This window comes from Brevibacterium yomogidense, assembly GCF_900163715.1.
In the GTDB taxonomy this organism is placed as follows: Bacteria; Actinomycetota; Actinomycetes; order Actinomycetales; family Brevibacteriaceae; genus Brevibacterium; species Brevibacterium yomogidense_A.
In genome coordinates, this window is record NZ_FWFF01000001.1 from 103,531 (window position 1) to 120,904 (window position 17,374).

Below are 17,374 nucleotides of genomic sequence, written 5' to 3' on the forward strand. Positions count from 1 at the left end.
CCTGTATGCCCACTACGCTAGAAAGGTCTGTCGTGACCGTCAAGCGCGGTCCCACACCCTGGATGGCCCCGCACGACCCGTGCGCGACTATGGTCGATCAGGATCGCTTCGACGAGGAATGAGGAGACTTCGATGACCGCTCTGCCCGGCACCGCCCCATCGTCCACCCCGGGACCCCTGGACGGGATCGTGGTCGCGGACTTCGCGCGCGTGCTCGCCGGCCCGTACTGCACGATGCTGCTGGCGGATCTGGGCGCGACGGTCATCAAGGTCGAGAGCCCGGACGGCGACGACACCCGCGGCTGGATGCCTCCCGTGTACAAGGACCAGGCCAGCTACTACCAGGCGGTGAACCGCAACAAGCATTCGATCGCGCTCGACCTCAAGGACGAGGACGATCGCGAGACCGCACGTCGGATCGCGACCCGCGCAGACGTCTTCGTCCACAACTTCAAGCCGGGCTCCATCGAGCGCCTGGGCTTCGGCTACGACGACGTCCGTGCGCTGAATGAGTCGATCATCTACGCGCACATCAGCGGGTTCGGCACGAAGGGCGGCGCAGCGCTGCCCGGCTACGACGTGCTCGTCCAGGGCATGGCGGGACTCATGGACATGAACGGAGACCCGGACGGGCACCCGGTCCGCTCGGGGATCTCCCTCTTCGACCTCACGACGGGGATGATGACGGCGCTGGGCATCACCGCCGCCGTCCGCCACCGCGATCTCACCGGTGAGGGCCAGCTCGTCGAGAACAACCTCATGAGCAACGCGGTCTTCACGATGCTCAACCAGTACCAGTCCGCCGCCACGCACGGCGACGTCCCCACGCGCGGCGGCGCCGAGCACGCCTCGATCTACCCGTACAACGCGTTCCCCACCGGCGATGGCGACCTCATCGTGGTGGGAGCGAACAACGGCCAGTTCGCTCGGCTGTCTGCAACCCTGGGGCACCCCGAATGGGCCGACGACGAGCGGTTCAACTCGCCGGAGAAGCGCAACCGCAACCGTGGCGAGCTGCGCCCGCTGCTGGAGGAGGCGCTGTCCCACAAGGGCAAGGACGAATGGTTCGGTCTGCTGCGCGAGGCCGGACTCCCCTGCTCACCGGTGCAGAACGTGGGCGAGGGCCTGCAGACCGCACAGGACCTCGGCCTGGACCCGATCTGGCACACGGACGACCCGGACTCCGTCGCGACGATCCGGAACTCGCTGTCGATGTCGGCCACTCCGCCCACCTACCGCAAGGAACCGCCGAAGCTCGGCGAGGACGGCGACGCGATCCGCGCGTGGCTGGCCACCGACTGACACTCAGTCGGCGAACCCGCTGTCTCCCGAGGCCCTCCACACACGTCGTGGAGGGCCTCTTCCTCTGCGCCGGCGCCGGTTCTTCCACGGCCCAGCCCCCACCTCGTCACTGCCTCGTCACTGACTCGTCCGAGGCCCCGTCGCCACCCCGCCCGAGGCCCCATCCGAGGACCCGCCCGAGGACCCGTCCGAAGCCCCATCCGAGGCCCCGTCCGACCCTCGGTCCGCCCTCCTCTGCCGGGCCACCCCTTGCCGAAGACACGCTGCAGGCATACGATGTCTCTCACAAGAACGTTCGTTCTTGTGAGAGCGGCCGGCGCAGCCCGCACCGGCCGCCGCACCTCGAGATCGCGGCGCACAGCCCGCGGCACCCCTAGAACTCCCCCGAAACGGACTGACGATGAAGTCTCTCGCTGCTGGCCTGTCCCGCGCGTTCTACAGGTTCCTGCCCGAATCACTCGTCGTGGCGGTGTTCCTCACCTTCGTGACGTTCATCCTCGCGATCGCCGTGGAGCGGCAGAACCCGATCGACGTCACCCGGATGTGGGGCGGATCCGCGTGGGACCTCCTCGCGTTCTCCATGCAGATCGCGATGCTCCTGCTCACCGGCTACATGCTGGCGAACACCCCGCTGGTCGACCGCGGTCTCAACGTCCTGGCGAGCCGCATCAGCAGCCCCCGGGTCGCCGTCGGCATCGCGACGTTCGCAGGTGCCCTGGGCACGTGGCTCAACGTGGGCTTCGGCCTGGTGATCGGCGTCGTGCTGGCGCGCAAGCTCGCGAGGACCGTCCCGGGCCTGCACTACCCGCTCGCCGTCGCCGGCGGCTACGCGGGCTTCTCGCTCTACGGCATCGGGCTGTCCGGCACGATCCCGCTGACGATCGCCACCCCGGGCCACATCCTCGAAGAGCAGATGGGGATCATCCCCACGTCGGAGACGATCTTCCATCCGATCGTGCTGGCCACGAGCATCGTCGTCATCCTCGTCATGCCGGTATTCCTGGCCTTCCTCCACCCGTCGCGCAAGGACGAGGTCATCGAGTTCACGGAGCCGCCCGTCCAGGAGGAGGCCCCCGCGACCGCCGAGGACGAGGCCCGCAACACCTTCGCCGACCGCCTCAACGCGAACCCGCTCGTCGGCATCCTCCTGGGAGCCGTCGGACTCTTCTACGCCGTGCTGCACTTCTCGGGCGGCAACGGGGTGGACTTCGACATCATCAACCTCACCTTCCTGTCGCTCGCCCTGCTGCTGTTCGCGCGCCCCAACAACATCCTCGCGGGCCTGCGCACCAGCATCGGCGTGGTCGCAGGCGTCCTCCTCCAGTACCCGCTCTACGCCGGCATCATGGGCGTGCTCGCCGGGTCCGGCCTCATGATCACCTTCGCCGGGGGCTTCGTCGCGATCTCCACCCCGGAGACCCTGCCGTTCTTCAGCTTCCTCGCCGGTGGCCTCATCAACCTCTTCGCCCCGTCGGGCGGCGCCCAGTGGGCAGTCCAGGGGCCGATCATGATCGAGGCGGCCCAGCAGATGGGCGCGAACCACGCGGCCACGGCACTGGGTGTGGCCTACGGCGACCAGTGGACGAACGCCATCCAGCCGTTCTGGATCATCCCGGTGCTCGCGATCTCCGGCATCAAGCTGCGCGAGGTCATGGGCTACCTCTTCCTCGTCCTGATCTTCCTGGGCGTGGTCTACGGCGCCTCGATCCTGCTGCTCGGGTTCCTGTGAGGATCCCGGCCGCGCCCCACGCACCCGCGCCCCACGCACCCGTGCCCCACGCACCGCTGGCGCGCACACGCCCAGCACCCGCACCCCAGCCGCCCGCCTCACAGTCGGGCCGGATCGCCGGCCCGCGAAAGGACCTACGGTGACCTCACCCGCATTCCCCTCACTCGGCGCCCTGCCCGGGATCGCCCCCGGCACTCTGCTGGCGACGATCGCCGTCACGACGGAGTCGGGCACGCTCGGCCTCGCAGACGGAGCCGCCGCCTCAGCCCTGCGCCCGCTGGCCGCCGGCTCGGGCGACGTCCGGGCCGCGCGCATCGCCCTGGCACCCGGCGCCTCCGTCCCCGGCGATGCGCCGACGACCGCGCAGGCCGAGGCCGTCGTGACCGCACTCGTCGGCACCCGCGAGGGCACCGTCGCCGAGGTCGCCGTCACCCTCACGAGCACACCCACCGCCGACGTCCCCACGGCCGACGCCGAGGTCCTGGGCACCGTCGAGCTCTCCGTCCTCACGGACCTGCCGGCCCCGCAGCCCGGCGCGGCTCCCGGCACCCGCGAGTGGGCGGGCCTCCTGCAGGAGAAGCTCACCGCGGACAAGGAGTTCTCGGACCTCATCGAGACGTATGACGGCACGATCGGACTGCGGATCGGCGGACGCGAGGTCCACATCCGCGGCTACCGCGGCAGGGTGCTGGAAGTGACCTCCCGCTCGATCAGGGGAGCGGACTTCGTCATCGACATCAGCGGAGCGGAGTTCGTCTCCCTCATGAGAGCAGAATCCAACATGTTCATGGAGTCCGCGATGCTCAGGCGGCTCAGCTCCTCGGGCTCAGGGTACGAGTACCTCCGGATGACGACCGCCCTCATCCGCGTCATCGACCTGTGCCGCGGCCTCGCCGCCGAGGCCGGCTGGGGTCACCCCGCAGCCGCCACCGACACCGCACGCTCGGAAGGAGCCTCGGCATGACCACGACCTCCCCCTCATCCCCCGGCGCAGCCACGGCCGGCGACGGCGGCGCCGCAGCCGCTCAGCCGGCGACGGCCTCGGCGACGACCGCCTCCGCGACGGATCCCATCGCAGCGGACCGCCCCGCGCGCACCGCGCTGCGCGCGCACCAGCTGGAGCTCGACGGCCGCCTGGTGTTCGTCCAGGACTGGGGGCCGGTCGACGGTCTCCCGGTCCTCGCGATCCACACCGCCGGGCAGTCCGGCGTCCAGTACCGCGACGCCGCTCGCGAACTCACCGCCCACGGCTACCGGGTGATCGTCCCGGACATGCCGGGGCACGGGCATTCGGAGCAGGCGCCCGGCGGGCCGGTCACGGACCTGGGCGACTACGCGGAGTTCTGCATCCGGGTGCTTGACGCGCTCGAGGTGGCGCATCCCGTCGTCATCGGCTGCTCGATCGGCGGCAAGATCTCCCTGGATGTGGGCATCCGCATGGGTGACCGCGTCCGCGCGGTGGTCGCGATGGCGGCGAACGCGGATCGCGGCCAGGTGAATGTGAAGGCGATGCGGCGCGAGCTCAACGACATCTCCACCCCGTCCCGCTCCGATCGCACATACTGGGGCACGCGCGCCGTCGTCGGCAGCGCGGTCCCGGAGGCCCGCCGCGAGATCATCGCCCGCATGCACCGCCGCGAGGATCCGGACATCTCGAACTCCGACCTCATCGGCTGGGGCACGCACGACATCTTCGACCGACTGCCGGAGATCACCGCGCCCGCCCACCTGGTGGCCGGCAGCGGGGACCTCTGGATCGACCCGGACACCGTCCGCCGCGCCGCCGCGCAGATCCCCGGCGCGCAGTACACCCTGCTCGAGGGGATCGGCCACTACCCCATGGAGGAGATGCCGGACTTCGCACCGGTCCTCCACGGCTGGATCCAGGACGCCCTCGCATCCGACGCCAGGACGGGGCAGGATCATGGAGACACAGGAGGTTCATTCTCATGACGAGCACGGATCAGACGACTGCACGCACCCTCTACGGCCACCTGCACGACTGGGCCGCGGCGGATCCCGACCGCGTCCTGGTGACGCAGGTGGATCCGGGCGACCTCGGCACCACGCGCGTGACCACCGGTGATCTACTCGCCCGCACGCACGTCCTCGCAGCATGGCTGCGCACACAGGGGGTGGGCGAAGGCGACTGCCTCGCCGTATGGCTGCCGTCCTGGGCGGAGTCCTACGCATGGCAGTTCGCGGCGTCCGCCGTGGGCGCCCACGTCATCGGCGTGAACACCCGCTACAACGTGGCGGAGGTGAGCCACGTGCTCGTCAAGGCCCGGCCCAAGGTGCTCGTGACGGCTCACGGCTTCCAGCGCGTGGACTTCCTCGCGACGCTGCGCCGGGTCGCGGAGGGTCTGCCCGAGGACACTCCCACGCCCTTCGTCCTCGTCACCCCGGCCCCGGGTTCCGGTGAGGGACCGGACCTGGGTGCCTGGGACCTCGGCGCCGGCAGTGCGGATGCCTCCCAGCTGCAGGAACCCGCATCCGAGGCCCTGGCCGGCCTGCGCACGGACGGCGGCAGTGCTGCGGGGGGCGATGGCAGCCCGCTCGACAGTCGCGGCGACGTGCTCACGGTCGCCTTCACGACCTCGGGATCGACGGGCATGCCGAAGCTCGCCGCGCACGGCGAGGCCGACACCATCCACCACATGCAGTCCGCAGCTGCCCAGGTCGGATTCCAGCCGGGTGACCTCATGGTCGAGCCGCTGCCATACTCCGGCGTGTTCGGCTACGTCGCGGGGATGGTCGCGCTGTTCGGCGGGGCCGGTGTCCTCATCCAGCCCGTGTTCGAGCCCGAATCGCTGCTCCGGGAATGGGCCGCGGAGCGCGGGACGCACTACGTGGGCGGCGATGACATGCTCGCTCGGCTGCGTGATGTGTGGGACTCCAGCCGCGAGGACCTCTCCAGCTGGCGGTGGACTGGGATCGGCGACTTCCAGGGGATGTCTGAGGAGATCGCCCAGTGGGCCGCTGCCGAGTTCGGCACGCAGACCGTGGGCGTGTACGGCTCGTCGGAGGTCTTCGCACTCACGTCGTTCTGGACGCTCGGTGCAGACGTCGAGCCCCGTGTGGGCGGCGGCGGTCGCCTGGTCGCGGACGACTACACGTACCGCATCGCGGATCCCGCGACGGAGGAGGAGCTGCCGGACGGTGAGCGCGGCGAGCTGCAGCTGCGCGGCCGGAACGTGGTGACCAGCTACCTGGGCGATGCCGGCGAGGGGAAGAAGGCTTTCTCCGACGACGGCTGGTTCCGGACCGGCGACCTCGCCGAGGCGATCGACGGGCAGACGTACGCATACATCTGCCGGATCGGCGACGTGCTGCGGCTCAAGGGCTTCATGGTGGATCCCGCTGAGATCGAGATGCACCTGGCGACACACCCGGAAGTCATCATCGCGAAGGTCGTCGGCCGCGCGGACGCCGCAGGCGAGACGGAGGCGGTCGCCTTCGTCGTGACGACGCCCGGCGCGACCGTGACGGGCGAGGACCTGCAGGCGTACACGAAGGCGGAGCTCGCCCGCTACAAGGTGCCGGCGGAGGTGCGCATCGTCGAGGACATGCCGACCACCGCCGGGACGAACGGGCGGAAGATCCGGACAGTGACCCTGCGCGAATGGGCGAACGAGCCTGTCGCAGAGGGCGCGGGGAGCTGAACGGGGTGGTCGGCTGGCTCGGCACGGTCCGCTGGCCGGACTGCGCATCACTGAGCGAGACGACTTCCCAGTGGATTGATTACATTTGTACAATGACGAAGATCGATTGATACCACGATCGACGGTTGAGGAGATTTCGGATGACGCACAAGCCGCGCCCGCGCCCTGGCACACCCCACTACATGACCGAGGACCGGGTCGAGCTCCAGCAGCTCGCCCGTCAGTTCGCCCGCGAGGTCGTCCTGCCGATCGCCAATGAGGTCGATCCGGAGGAGGGCGACTTCCCGCCGGAGATGGTCCAGCAGATGGCCGACATGGGCTTCTTCGGGATCCTCATCCCGGAGGAGTACGGCGGACTCGATCTGGGAGTGTTCGAGTACTGCCTGGTCGCCGAGGAACTGTCGCGCGCATGGATGAGCGTGTCCGGCCTGCTGGCCCGCGGCAACGGCATGGGCGGCGGGTTCTCCGAGGAGCAGGAGCAGCGCCTGCTGCCGAAGGTCGCCACCGGCGAGTACCTGGGCGCCTTCGCCCTGTCGGAGGCCGAAGCCGGCTCCGACGTCGCGAACATCAAGTGCAAGGCCGAGAAGGATCCGGAGACCGGCGAGTGGATCATCACCGGCACGAAGATGTGGTGCACGTACGCCGATCAGGCGGATTACATCATCCTGTTCGCGCGCACATCCTCGCCGGATGAGGAGAAGCGCCACCGCGGGATCTCGACGTTCCTGCTGGAGAAGGAGCGCGGCTCCTTCCCCGAGGGCATGTCAGGCACACCCGCGCGGAAGATCGGCTACTTCGGGTGGAAGACCTGGGACCTGAACTTCGACGGCCTGCGCCTGCCGGCCGATGCGCTGCTGGGCGAGCAGGAGAAGGGCTTCTACCAGGCAGTGTCCGGCCTGGAGGTCGGGCGTGCGCACACTGCGGCCCGCTCGATCGGTCTGGCGCAGGCTGCGCTGGAGGACTCCATCGCGTACATGAAGCAGCGCGTGCAGTTCAAGCACAAGCTCGCCGACTTCCAGCACCTGCGGTTCAAGATCGCGGACATGGCCGCGCAGATCGAGGCCTGCCGTCAGCTGATGTACCACGTGTGCACGCAGATCGACACGGGCGCGCGCTGCGACCGTGAGGCCGCGATGGTGAAGTACCTGGCGGCTGAGATGGCGGAGAAGGTCACCAGCGAGGCCGTGCAGATCCACGGCGGCGCCGGCTACACGAAGGACTTCGCCGTCGAGCGCCACTGGCGCGATGCACGCCTTACGAAGATCTTCGAGGGCTCCTCCGAGATCCAGATGCGGATCATCTCCGACGACCTCCTGGGTCGCGACTGAGAACTGAGGGCTGGGCCTGGCAGGCGCCGCGGCCGCCCCTCACGAAACACCGGTTACGGGCTCGAAACACCCCCGCAGGGAGCGGTGCTTCGAGCCGGTAACCGGTGTTTCGCCGTGCAGGGCGTGTGTCAGGTGTCAGCGACGGTGCGGCGAACGCACCAGGCCGAGCGCGAGGTCGACCTGACGCACGATGATGTCGTCGGGGCTCAGCCGGCCATCCGGCCGATACCAGCCGGACATCGCATTGCACAGCGTCACAAGAGCTCGTGTGGCGAACCCTTCGTCCGCGACATCGAAGTCGCCCGCGCGCACTCCGGCCTCCACGATGCGCCGGAAGACGGTTTCGGTCCGGTCCCGCTCGTGGATGACGCTCGCACGGTCGTCGCCGGACAGATAGCGGAACTCCGTGATCCCGACGGTCGAGGCACTGGGCTTCGCAACGACGAACCGGATGTAGGCGGTGACGGCGGCGACGAGCCGGTCGATGGGCGACTCCCCCGCCTCGGCTTCGGCAGCATCGAGCGCATCTGCAAGCTCACGGCCGGTCGCCTCAAGGACGAATTTCAGCAGTCCGTCCTTGGAGTCGAAGTAGTTGTAGAGGTTGGACTGTGACGTCTGGGCCACGGCGGCGATGCCGCGCATCGAGGCGCCGTGGAAACCGCGCTCTGCGAAGACCTGCAGGGCAGCGGCGATGACCGTTTCACGGTCGATGAAGTTCGGCGCTCGTCGTCGCAATCCAGCTTCGGTCAAAACTCTCAGTCCTCGCCTGTGCCATTCTCAGCACGATCATCTCACGCGGTAGACCCATGGACGTCATGGACGCCATGGACGTCATGGACGTCATGGACGTCATGGACGCCATCGCACACCGCGAACCGATCCCCCTCAGCCCCAATACGCAGCGGGGGGGGATAAAAGTAATACAGCGCGGCCCGGGCCGCAGCAGCAATGCTGTCGCGGCCCGGGCCGCACTCTAGAGCGGGCACAGCTACTCAGTCGCTCACGCCTTGTCCAGCTCGTAGTTGTAGACGGCAGTCCTACCGCCCTCACCATCAGGCTGCGGGTCCAGCATCAGCTCCGGCTTCACCGCCTGTGCGACGTCGTCGTCATTGTGCTCATCACCCGGGAAGTACAGCTGCTGGATCAGGTCCTGGTGACCCGGAGCCTTCACGAGGATGTGCAGGTGGGCCGGACGCCAGGCATGCCCGTCGATGGCAGCGATCATCTTGCCTGTGGAACCATCCGTGGGGATCTGGTACGGAGCAGGCTGGATGGTGTTGATCTCGAAGTTGCCCTCGGAATCGACCGGCACGGTGACGCGCAGGTTCCACTCGGGGATATCCGGGGCGAACTGCGAGTAGTAGCCCTCCTCATCGGCCTGCCACAGCTCGATCGTGGCATCCGTGAGAGCGTTGCCGTCCACATCGGCGATACGACCGGTGAACTTCAGCCTGGTGCCCTTCTCATCGTCACGCATCGGGATGGTGGCCGGGGACTGGACCACAGGTGAGCCCGGGACGTAGTAGGGGCCGAAGATGGAGCCCTTGCTGCCCTTGCGGTCGCGCGTGACGATGTCCTCGATGGTGTGCTCCAGGAAGACGTCGAGCCACAGCGGCCACTCGCCGTCCTCGCCGACCTGGATCAGCCATCCCTTGAGGATGTTGAACTCTTCGTAGGTCATCGAGTGTTTCTCAGCGATGTCATTCATCGCCTTGATTGCATCGCCGATCAGAGCCTGAGCGCGCTCGAGCGGAATGTCAGCGCCGGCGCCGGAACGCCCGGACTGACGGAAGACGTCTGTGGCGCTTGCACCGGAGTCGGCAGCTGCGGGGGAGTGGGTATTCATGAGTAATCCTTCCCTGAGGGACGTGGATCAGCGATGAGGCGGTGCCTCGCTGTGGATACACGGGGGATCGAATGGCTGGTCATCTGAATCTAGAGGGTCAATTGAGGCGCGTTCAATACATCACGTCCTCCCAGTGAGACTGCACGGGCCTGATCCTTATGCTCGGACGAGATCGGGAGCTGCCTGCCGCGCCATGCTCTGTGCGAAGAACTCGGTGATCTCACTGCGCGCGCTCAACGGCAGAACATGCGCGACGTACATGTCCGGGCGGACGATGACCAATGCACCTGAGCGGTCGATCCCGCGGGCATCGAAGAAATCGTCGTCGGGGATCGTCGCATACACCTTCTCCCAGTCCGTCAGACGGTATTCGCCGACCTTCGGCCTGAAGAGACTCGGCACGGCATTGACGTCGACATCGTGGTAATCCTGCTGATAGATCACCTTGGCGTCGAAGACCCTGTCGATATCGGCGCCTGTCGGCGTGAAGAGGGTGACCGGCGAATCCTCCGAATCCTCCAGCCAGTCGGCGAGGTCGGCCACGGCGCTTCCGTCCGCGTCGGAGAATGCATAGAGCCGCCACCGCCCATCGGCCCGGAAATGGTGACCCACATGCACCGGCAGCGAGTCCGCCACACGGGAGACCAGCGCTGATTTGAAGCGCATACCTATCGGAAAGCCCTTGGCCAGATCCTGGTGATCAGCGGTTCCGGTGATCCTGGAAGGCTGGTAGTGCGTCTCGAAGCCGCCCGGGAAGTTCGCGGTGTCGACGAAGAAGTCCACGATCTCCTGCGGGCCCTCCATCTCCTCCGGACGCTTGGACATCATCGCCGACCATTCCTTGTCATAGTCGATGAGCTTCTGGGCGACGACCTGGCGCTCCTCGTGGTAGGTCTTCAGCAGGGACTCATCGCTGCGGCCCTCAAGCACCTGCCCGATCTTCCACGCGAGGTTCCACCCGTCCTGGATGGAGACGTTCATCCCCTGTCCGGCCTTGGCGGAGTGGGTGTGGCAGGCATCGCCGGCGATGAATACCCGCGGATTCGCGTCAGGGTCCTGCCGGGCGGCCGCATCGTCGAAGCTCTTGGCCACAGTGTGGCGGACCTCGTAGTTGCTGTACCAGGCCACCTTGCGGACATCGACTGAGTAGGGGTGCAGAATGCGGTTCGCCCGCTCGATGGCCTCCTCAGCAGTGGTGGACATGACCCGTGCCCGGTTCTCATCGTTCGGGCTCTCCAGGGAGACGTAGAACCGCGTCAGGAATCCTCCCTCACGCGGGATGAGGAGGATGGTGCCGTCCTTGTCCGACTGGATTCCGCTCCTGGTGCGGAAGTCCGGGAAGTCCGTGTTCGCCATGATGTCCATGACCGCCCAGGCCTGCGATGCCGAGTCGGAACTGACTTCCGCACCGATGCAGTCGCGCACCCTGCTGCGTGCGCCGTCACAGCCCATGACGTACTTGGCGCGGACCGTGCGCTCCGTGCCGTCCGCCTCGCGGAGCTGGACCTCGACCGGATACTCCCCGCTGTCGTGCACTGTCAGGTCGAGGAATTCGAAGCCGTAGTTGATGTCGATGCGCGCCGGCCCGTTGGCGGCCCGGGCTGCGAAGTAGTCGATCACGCGAGCCTGGTTCACCGTCAGGATGGGGAACTCACTCACCGATGCCGGCGGGTCGGGAGCACGGGCTCCACGAGCGATCTCGGTGGGGTTCTCCGGATGCGGTCCCCAGAAGCTCATCTCCCGCATATGAGCGGCCTCTTGGGCGATGGAGTCGTAGAACTCGAATGCCTGGAACGTCTCCCCGCTGCGGGGGAAGAGCCCATCGGCCCGGCCGGCCGCAAGCCGTGTGGGTCGGCGCTCGATGATGCGGGTGTGGACATCGGGATAGTCGGTCAGCTGGGCAGCTTGAACGATGCCGGCTGGCCCCGCACCCACAATGAGCACGTCCATCGTGTCCGGAAGGTCCTCAGTCCGATCGATACCGGTCCCTGCAGCTTCCCTGATGCGAGGGTCATGGCCGACGTAGCCGTCATGGTGATACTGCATCTTGTCAGCTCCTTTGCTGTGCGAGTCGAACCGCACGAGTGCGATCAACGAACAAGAACGACTGTTCGTTCCTAGTGAACTGTATCACAGGGCGCGCGGCGTTCAACCGTGAATCAACAAGTGCTGTTCATCTCCCCCGAAGAGTCCGGCGAGGCGCGCAGCACCCAGAACGCCGGCCATGCCGACCCCACCGCACCCCTCCTTCCGCGGCACTCCAGCGCAGCGAACCGGCGGACGGTTGCCAAACGTGGCGTGAGCTGGCACACTTCAGTCGACTCAAGAACGATCGTTCTTGAGAGTGGTCGGACTCACCGCCGAGGTTCCTGCAACCACGAGATCCGCCGCTCGCACCGTTCCACGCCGGCACAGTCGCCGGGAAGGAGATGACCAGATGAGCACCTCACACGACGACCTCGTGTCACGCATCCAGCGCCTCGAAGACATCCACGCGATCACTCAGTTGCGGGCACGGTACTGCCAGGCCCTCGACGATGGCCTCTGGGAAGACCTCGCCGACACCTTCACCCCCGATGGCGCCTTCGTCGGCCTGTCGACCGCCCGGGGCCGTGAGGAGATGCTGGACTTCTTCCCCTCCCTCAACGCATCGACCGTCACGTCGTGGTGGCACTTCAGCTCGAACGAGACGGTGGAGATCGACGGCGATTCCGCCCACGGCACCACGTGGCTGCTCCAGCCGTGCGTCGTCGACGGCGAGTCCCAGCTGGCCGCAGGGCGCTACGAGGACGCGATGGTGCGCACAGCGGACGGGTGGCGATTCCAGGAGCGGAAGGTGTCGTTCTTCTTCTGGTCGTCCCTGGAGTCCGGCTGGGACGCGGCGCGCTTCGACTTCCCCCCGGCAGTGGGCGCGGAGGACGCACGCACACGCGAACGCCTGGAACAGGGCGCGTGAAGCGTCCGCGACGGTCGCGGCACCGGGCATAGCGACTCCCCCACCGACACTCCTCTCAACGACGAAAGGACGGAGCATGCGCAGCAAGTCGATGGCACTGGCAGCCGTCGCGGGCACCGCAGCGATCGCCCTCACCGCCTGCGGACCCAGCGGGACCTCGCGCGTCGCCGACGACAGCGAGGGCAGAACCCTCACCGTCACCACGACGATCGGCGGCCCGGACAATTACCACAACACCCCGATAGACGAGTACTTCACCGCCGTCGAGGAAGCATCGGACGGCAGGATCTCCTTCGAATTCAGCTACGCGAACGCGATCGTGCCGCCGGCGGAGGTCGGCAGCTCGATGGCGGACGGCATCGTCGACTCCGGCCTGGTCGTCACGTCGTACAACCCGTCCGAGTTCCCCGTGAGCAACTGGCTGTCGAAGCTCGCGTTCGCCGGCGAATCAGGCCCTCCCGCGGCGGCGCTCGAACGCGCGGCCGCGGTGAACGAGTGGTGGGCTGAGAACCCTGAGCTGGCGGAGTCGGACTTCCGAGGCCAGGGACTGGTGCCGCTCACCCCCGGCTTCAACGCCCACACGGCCTATCACTTCATCTGCACGGAGCCGGTTACGAGCCTCGCGGACGCGCAGGGGAAGTCCATCCGCTCCCCCGGTGAGGCGTGGGCGGAATCCGCGGCCGCACTCGGCATGGAACCGGTATCGCTGCCCGGCGCAGAGATGTACGAGTCACTCCAGCGCGGAATCGTCGACTGCGTCATGGCCGATGCGACCGACATGGTCTCGTCGGATCTGACCGAGGTGGCCAAGCACTACACCACCGTGAACCTGCCCGGCTTCACCACCTACGGCCTCTTCATGAGCGAGCTCGCGTGGGAGACGCTCGACCCCGAGCTGCAGGAGATCCTCTGGGATCAGCTCCCCGTCTACCTCGACAACCTCGCGCACGAGGGCCTGGTGCTGCAGGAGGAGCTGCTCGAGACCTCGGGGATGGAGTTCCACACGATGGAGGCCGACCTCGCCGACGCCCTCGCCGCCCACCAGAGCTCGGTGCTCACGGATTCCATCGAGAACGCGCCTCCCGCAGTCGAGGACCCGCAGTCCGCGATCGACCAGCTCGACGACATGCACAGCAGGTGGGGATCGATCGTCACCGACGAACTCTCCGTTCCCAGCTACGGGACCTGGGCCGAATGGCACGACGACGGGCAGTCGGCGGACGCAGTCGACACCGGCGAGTTCGCGCAGCGCCTCCACGACGAGGTCTACGCGGACTCGATCCCCGAATGATCAGGACCGGGAGCGGGCACATCCCCGCAGAACCGATAGGAGCCCTCTGGTGAAGAAGGCAGTCACATTCCTCGGAGCGGCAGCGCTGCTGCTCATGATGACCTACACCGTCGCGAACGTGATCGTTCGGTCGATCACCGGGACCCCGCTCCCGGCAGCCGTCGAGCTGACGACTCGCTGGTGGATGGTCCCGATGGTCTTCGCCGGCTGGGTGATCGCCCACTGGGCGCGCGAGCACATCGTCGTCGACTTCGTGGTCGACGGGGCACAGCCTCGCGTGCGCGCCGTCATGGCCGTCATCAATTCCGCGATCCTCATCGTCTTCCTCGCCCTCCTCGCGTACGCGGGATTCGCGGGCGCACTCGAGAACCAGGCGCGCGGCGAGTACGGCATCGACACCGGCTGGCCCGTCTGGATCACCCGCTATGCAGTGCCGCTCTTCGCGCTCGTCTTCATCGGGTATGTCCTCTCCGACGGCTGGCGAGCGCTCACGCACCGCAGCCGCACGACCGCAGCGCACGACGGAACTCCCACCGACAGCCTCCCCGAGGGCGCGGCAGTGGAGACAGGAGCCACTCATGACCACTGATGCAGAGACCCTCACGAAGCGGGTTCACGACGCCGGCCCCGGACCTCGGAGGCCCCGGCGCCTCAGGAGTGCCGCCCCGATCATCCTCCTCGCCCTCGCCGCTGTCTTCATGGTCCTGGCATACCAGACCGTGCACGAGGTCGCCGTCGGGGTGTACTCGCTCGCGATGCTGCTGTGCCTGATCCTGTCCGGCCTGCATGTGGGCGTCGCGATGGCTCTGAGCGGCGTCTATGCGATCTGGGTGATCTATGGATCGGTCGGACTGGTGTCCGCCCTCAAGAACGCACCGTACGATTCCGCGTCGAGCTGGTCGATCAGCGTGCTGCCGATGTTCATCTTCATGGGCTTCCTTCTCTGGCGATCCAGCATCACGAACAAGCTGTACGCGGGTGCCGGAGTGTGGCTCAACTGGATGCCGGGCGGCCTCGCCGTGACGACGAAGGTCGCGGGAGCCGCGATGGGCGCGGCCAGCGGATCGAGTGTCGGCATCGCGTACGCACTGGGCAGGATCGCGCTGCCGGAGATGCTGCGTGCGGGCTACCCGAAGCGCATCGCGCTCACCTCGGTGCTCATGGCCGGCAGCGGTGGCCAGCTCATCCCGCCCAGCATCATCATGGTCGTGTATGCGGGCATCGCGGGGACGTCAGTGGGCCAGCAGCTGCTCACAGGACTGCTGCCCGGACTCGTCCTGGTCGGCGCGTACATCACGTACCTCATCGTCACCAGCCTCATCATGAAGTCGAAGTTCGACATCAGATCAGCGCCGCCCGCCACGAGGCAGGACCGCATCCGGAGCCTGAAGGACCTCTGGCAGGTGCCGCTGGTCATCCTGCTCGTGGTCGGCGGCCTGTACTCCGGATTCTTCACCGCGACCGAAGCCGGTGCGTTCGGCGCGTTCGTGGCCCTGGTGATGCTGTTCGTCTACCGTCGCGGCGAGAGCGGCCGGGCCCTGTGGGAGGCGGTGCGCGATTCACTTGCGTCGACCGGGTCGATCTTCCTCCTGCTGGCAGGGTCGGCGGTCCTGGCACGAGCGCTCGCGCTGACCGGTGTGACGCAGGCGGCGACCGACCTCATCGCGGGGAGCGACATGACGCGCGTCCAGTTCCTGCTCGCGCTGATCCTCTTCTACATCGTGCTGGGGCTGTTCCTGGACCCGATCGCGATGATCCTCCTGACGGTGCCGCTCCTGCTTCCGATCATGCCGGCGTTCGGCATCGATCCGCTGTGGTTCGGAGCCTTCATCGTGCTGCTGGGCGAGCTCGCCGTCATCACTCCTCCGGTGGGAGTGCTCCTGTACGTGATCTTCCGCCTCTCGCAGTCGAAGGAGGTGAACCTGGGGCAGAAGATCTCCATCACGGACGTCATGCGCGCATCGATCGCGTTCATCCCGATCACGATCGCTGTCGCGCTGATCCTGATCTTCTTCCCGGATCTGGTCACGATCCTGCCGGAGCTGTCATTCGCTGAGTAGCGCGAGTTCGCCGCTCTCTTCGATGCACCATCGTCGCGAGGGACACCCTAATGGTTCGGGGGGCGGGCGCACGCACCCGCCCCCCGAACCCTCCAACCGCCTGTCACGACAGGCGTTTCAGACCGGAATGCGCACCCGGAGGCTCCGGCCTCTCAGAATTGCGCTCTGGCACCTCGAGACCCTGCTCACACCGTCGTCCCGGGGCGCTCCGCGCCGCGGAATGTTCTGCGGTAGGCACTCGGCGTCGTGTTCAGAGTGTCCCTGAAGTGCTGGCGCAGCGAGACCGACGTACCGAAACCGGACCTCTCCGAGACCTCGTCGATCGGCAGGTCGGAATCCTCGAGCAGCTCGCGCGCCCGTTCGGTGCGCTGCTGGATCAGCCACTGCCGAGCACTCATGCCGATCTCCGCACGGAACCGCCGGGTGAACGTGCGCACGCTCATCGTCGCCTGTGTCGCGAAGTCCTGGAGCGACAGGGAACGATGCAGGTTCTCCAGCGCCCACTCCCGGGCCGCGCCGATCCCGTCGGAGGTCGGTTCCGTGACGGGAAGACGGATGTACTGTGCCTGCCCTCCGTCGCGATGCGGTGGAACGACGGTGGTGCGCGCGACGGCCTTTGCCACAGCAGTTCCGTGATCGTTCCGGATCATGTGCAGGCACATGTCGATGCCCGCCGCCTCTCCCGCTGACGTGAGCACCTCGCCCTCGTCGACGTAGAGGACGTCCGGCAGCAGCTCGACTGCGGGGTGCAGGGCACGGAATTCCTCGACGTGGCTCCAATGCGTCGTCGCTCTGCGGCCGTCCAGAAGCCCCGCAGCGGCCAGCACGAAAGCGCCCGTGCAGACCGAGGCGATGCGGACCCCGGGGCGCAACCGCGCGAAGACCTCTCGCATCTGCGGGGAGAGGCCGCCGTCCGGCAACGGCGCGTAGTCGTCCTGAGCGGCCGGGACCACCACGGTATGGGCCTGCGCGAGGACGTCCGTCCCGTGCTCCACCGTGATCGCGAAGTCAGTGTTCGTGCGGATCGTGCCGGGCTCCGGGGTGCACGTGAGGACCTCGTAGAGCTGAGCGCCCTCACTCGAGAGCGCGGAACCGAACAGCTGGTGGATCAGCCCGAGCTCCATCGGTCGCACCCCCGGGCGGACGAGGACTGCGATGCGGTGCCGTTCCGAGGCCGTGAAACCAGTCATGGCCGGATTC

14 protein-coding genes are annotated in these 17,374 nt (G+C 67.4%); 10 read left to right on the top strand and 4 right to left on the bottom strand.

Features of this window, described 5'->3' with window-relative positions:
* The first annotated feature begins 132 nt into the window (after nt 1–132).
* From FM105_RS00425 to FM105_RS00450, 6 genes are all read left to right on the top strand, one after another.
* Entirely contained in the window at nt 133–1,302 is a 1,170-nt protein-coding gene (locus FM105_RS00425; RefSeq protein WP_087003057.1) for a CaiB/BaiF CoA transferase family protein, read from the top strand.
* A gap of 400 nt (nt 1,303–1,702) precedes the next feature.
* Complete coding sequence (locus FM105_RS00430) at nt 1,703–3,031, top strand: short-chain fatty acid transporter (RefSeq protein WP_087003060.1); 1,329 nt, start codon at nt 1,703–1,705, stop codon at nt 3,029–3,031.
* Between the two features lie 139 nt (nt 3,032–3,170).
* Entirely contained in the window at nt 3,171–3,995 is an 825-nt protein-coding gene (locus FM105_RS00435; protein WP_087003062.1) for a hypothetical protein, read from the top strand.
* Nucleotides 3,992–4,984 (top strand): alpha/beta fold hydrolase, encoded by a 993-nt coding sequence (locus FM105_RS00440; RefSeq protein ID WP_218777880.1) that lies wholly within the window; start codon nt 3,992–3,994, stop codon nt 4,982–4,984. The genes FM105_RS00435 and FM105_RS00440 overlap by 4 nt, the downstream gene beginning before the upstream one ends.
* The gene (locus FM105_RS00445) at nt 4,981–6,693 is read left to right on the top strand and encodes an AMP-binding protein (RefSeq protein WP_087003065.1); all 1,713 of its coding nucleotides are present in this window, start codon (nt 4,981–4,983) and stop codon (nt 6,691–6,693) included. Before FM105_RS00440 ends, FM105_RS00445 begins: the two co-directional genes overlap by 4 nt.
* Before the next feature lie 140 nt (nt 6,694–6,833).
* Nucleotides 6,834–8,021, top strand: a complete 1,188-nt coding sequence (locus tag FM105_RS00450) for an acyl-CoA dehydrogenase family protein (RefSeq protein ID WP_087003069.1) — start codon at nt 6,834–6,836, stop codon at nt 8,019–8,021.
* A 135-nt stretch (nt 8,022–8,156) separates the two neighbouring features.
* On the opposite strand, the gene FM105_RS00455 is transcribed toward FM105_RS00450, so the two are convergent.
* The 3 genes from FM105_RS00455 to FM105_RS00465 all read right to left on the bottom strand — a co-directional run bounded on the left by FM105_RS00455 (nt 8,157) and on the right by FM105_RS00465 (nt 11,913).
* Nucleotides 8,157–8,771 (bottom strand): TetR/AcrR family transcriptional regulator, encoded by a 615-nt coding sequence (locus tag FM105_RS00455; protein ID WP_179206996.1) that lies wholly within the window; start codon nt 8,769–8,771, stop codon nt 8,157–8,159.
* Nucleotides 8,772–9,021: 250 nt separating this feature from the next.
* Nucleotides 9,022–9,867 (bottom strand): catechol 1,2-dioxygenase, encoded by an 846-nt coding sequence (catA, locus tag FM105_RS00460; RefSeq protein WP_087003076.1) that lies wholly within the window; start codon nt 9,865–9,867, stop codon nt 9,022–9,024.
* Between the two features lie 156 nt (nt 9,868–10,023).
* A complete protein-coding gene (locus FM105_RS00465; protein WP_087003080.1) occupies nt 10,024–11,913 on the bottom strand; it encodes an FAD-dependent monooxygenase in 1,890 nt (629 codons plus the stop codon).
* A 391-nt stretch (nt 11,914–12,304) separates the two neighbouring features.
* Between FM105_RS00465 and FM105_RS00470 the strand changes: the two genes are divergently transcribed.
* The 4 genes from FM105_RS00470 to FM105_RS00485 all read left to right on the top strand — a co-directional run bounded on the left by FM105_RS00470 (nt 12,305) and on the right by FM105_RS00485 (nt 16,174).
* Entirely contained in the window at nt 12,305–12,823 is a 519-nt protein-coding gene (locus FM105_RS00470; protein ID WP_087003083.1) for a nuclear transport factor 2 family protein, read from the top strand.
* A gap of 76 nt (nt 12,824–12,899) precedes the next feature.
* Nucleotides 12,900–14,114, top strand: coding sequence for a TRAP transporter substrate-binding protein DctP (gene dctP, locus FM105_RS00475; RefSeq protein ID WP_087003086.1), 1,215 nt, complete (start codon nt 12,900–12,902; stop codon nt 14,112–14,114).
* A 49-nt stretch (nt 14,115–14,163) separates the two neighbouring features.
* Nucleotides 14,164–14,703: a TRAP transporter small permease gene (locus FM105_RS00480; protein ID WP_143275771.1), complete on the top strand. Its 540-nt coding sequence runs from the start codon at nt 14,164–14,166 to the stop codon at nt 14,701–14,703.
* Nucleotides 14,693–16,174: a TRAP transporter large permease gene (locus tag FM105_RS00485; RefSeq protein ID WP_179206997.1), complete on the top strand. Its 1,482-nt coding sequence runs from the start codon at nt 14,693–14,695 to the stop codon at nt 16,172–16,174. Before FM105_RS00480 ends, FM105_RS00485 begins: the two co-directional genes overlap by 11 nt.
* Before the next feature lie 185 nt (nt 16,175–16,359).
* Here the strand turns inward: FM105_RS00485 and FM105_RS00490 are convergent, their stop codons facing one another.
* Nucleotides 16,360–17,364 carry a GlxA family transcriptional regulator gene (locus FM105_RS00490; RefSeq protein ID WP_087003092.1) on the bottom strand — a complete coding sequence of 335 codons (1,005 nt, stop codon included), beginning with the start codon at nt 17,362–17,364 and terminating at the stop codon, nt 16,360–16,362.
* Between the last annotated feature and the right edge of the window lie 10 nt (nt 17,365–17,374).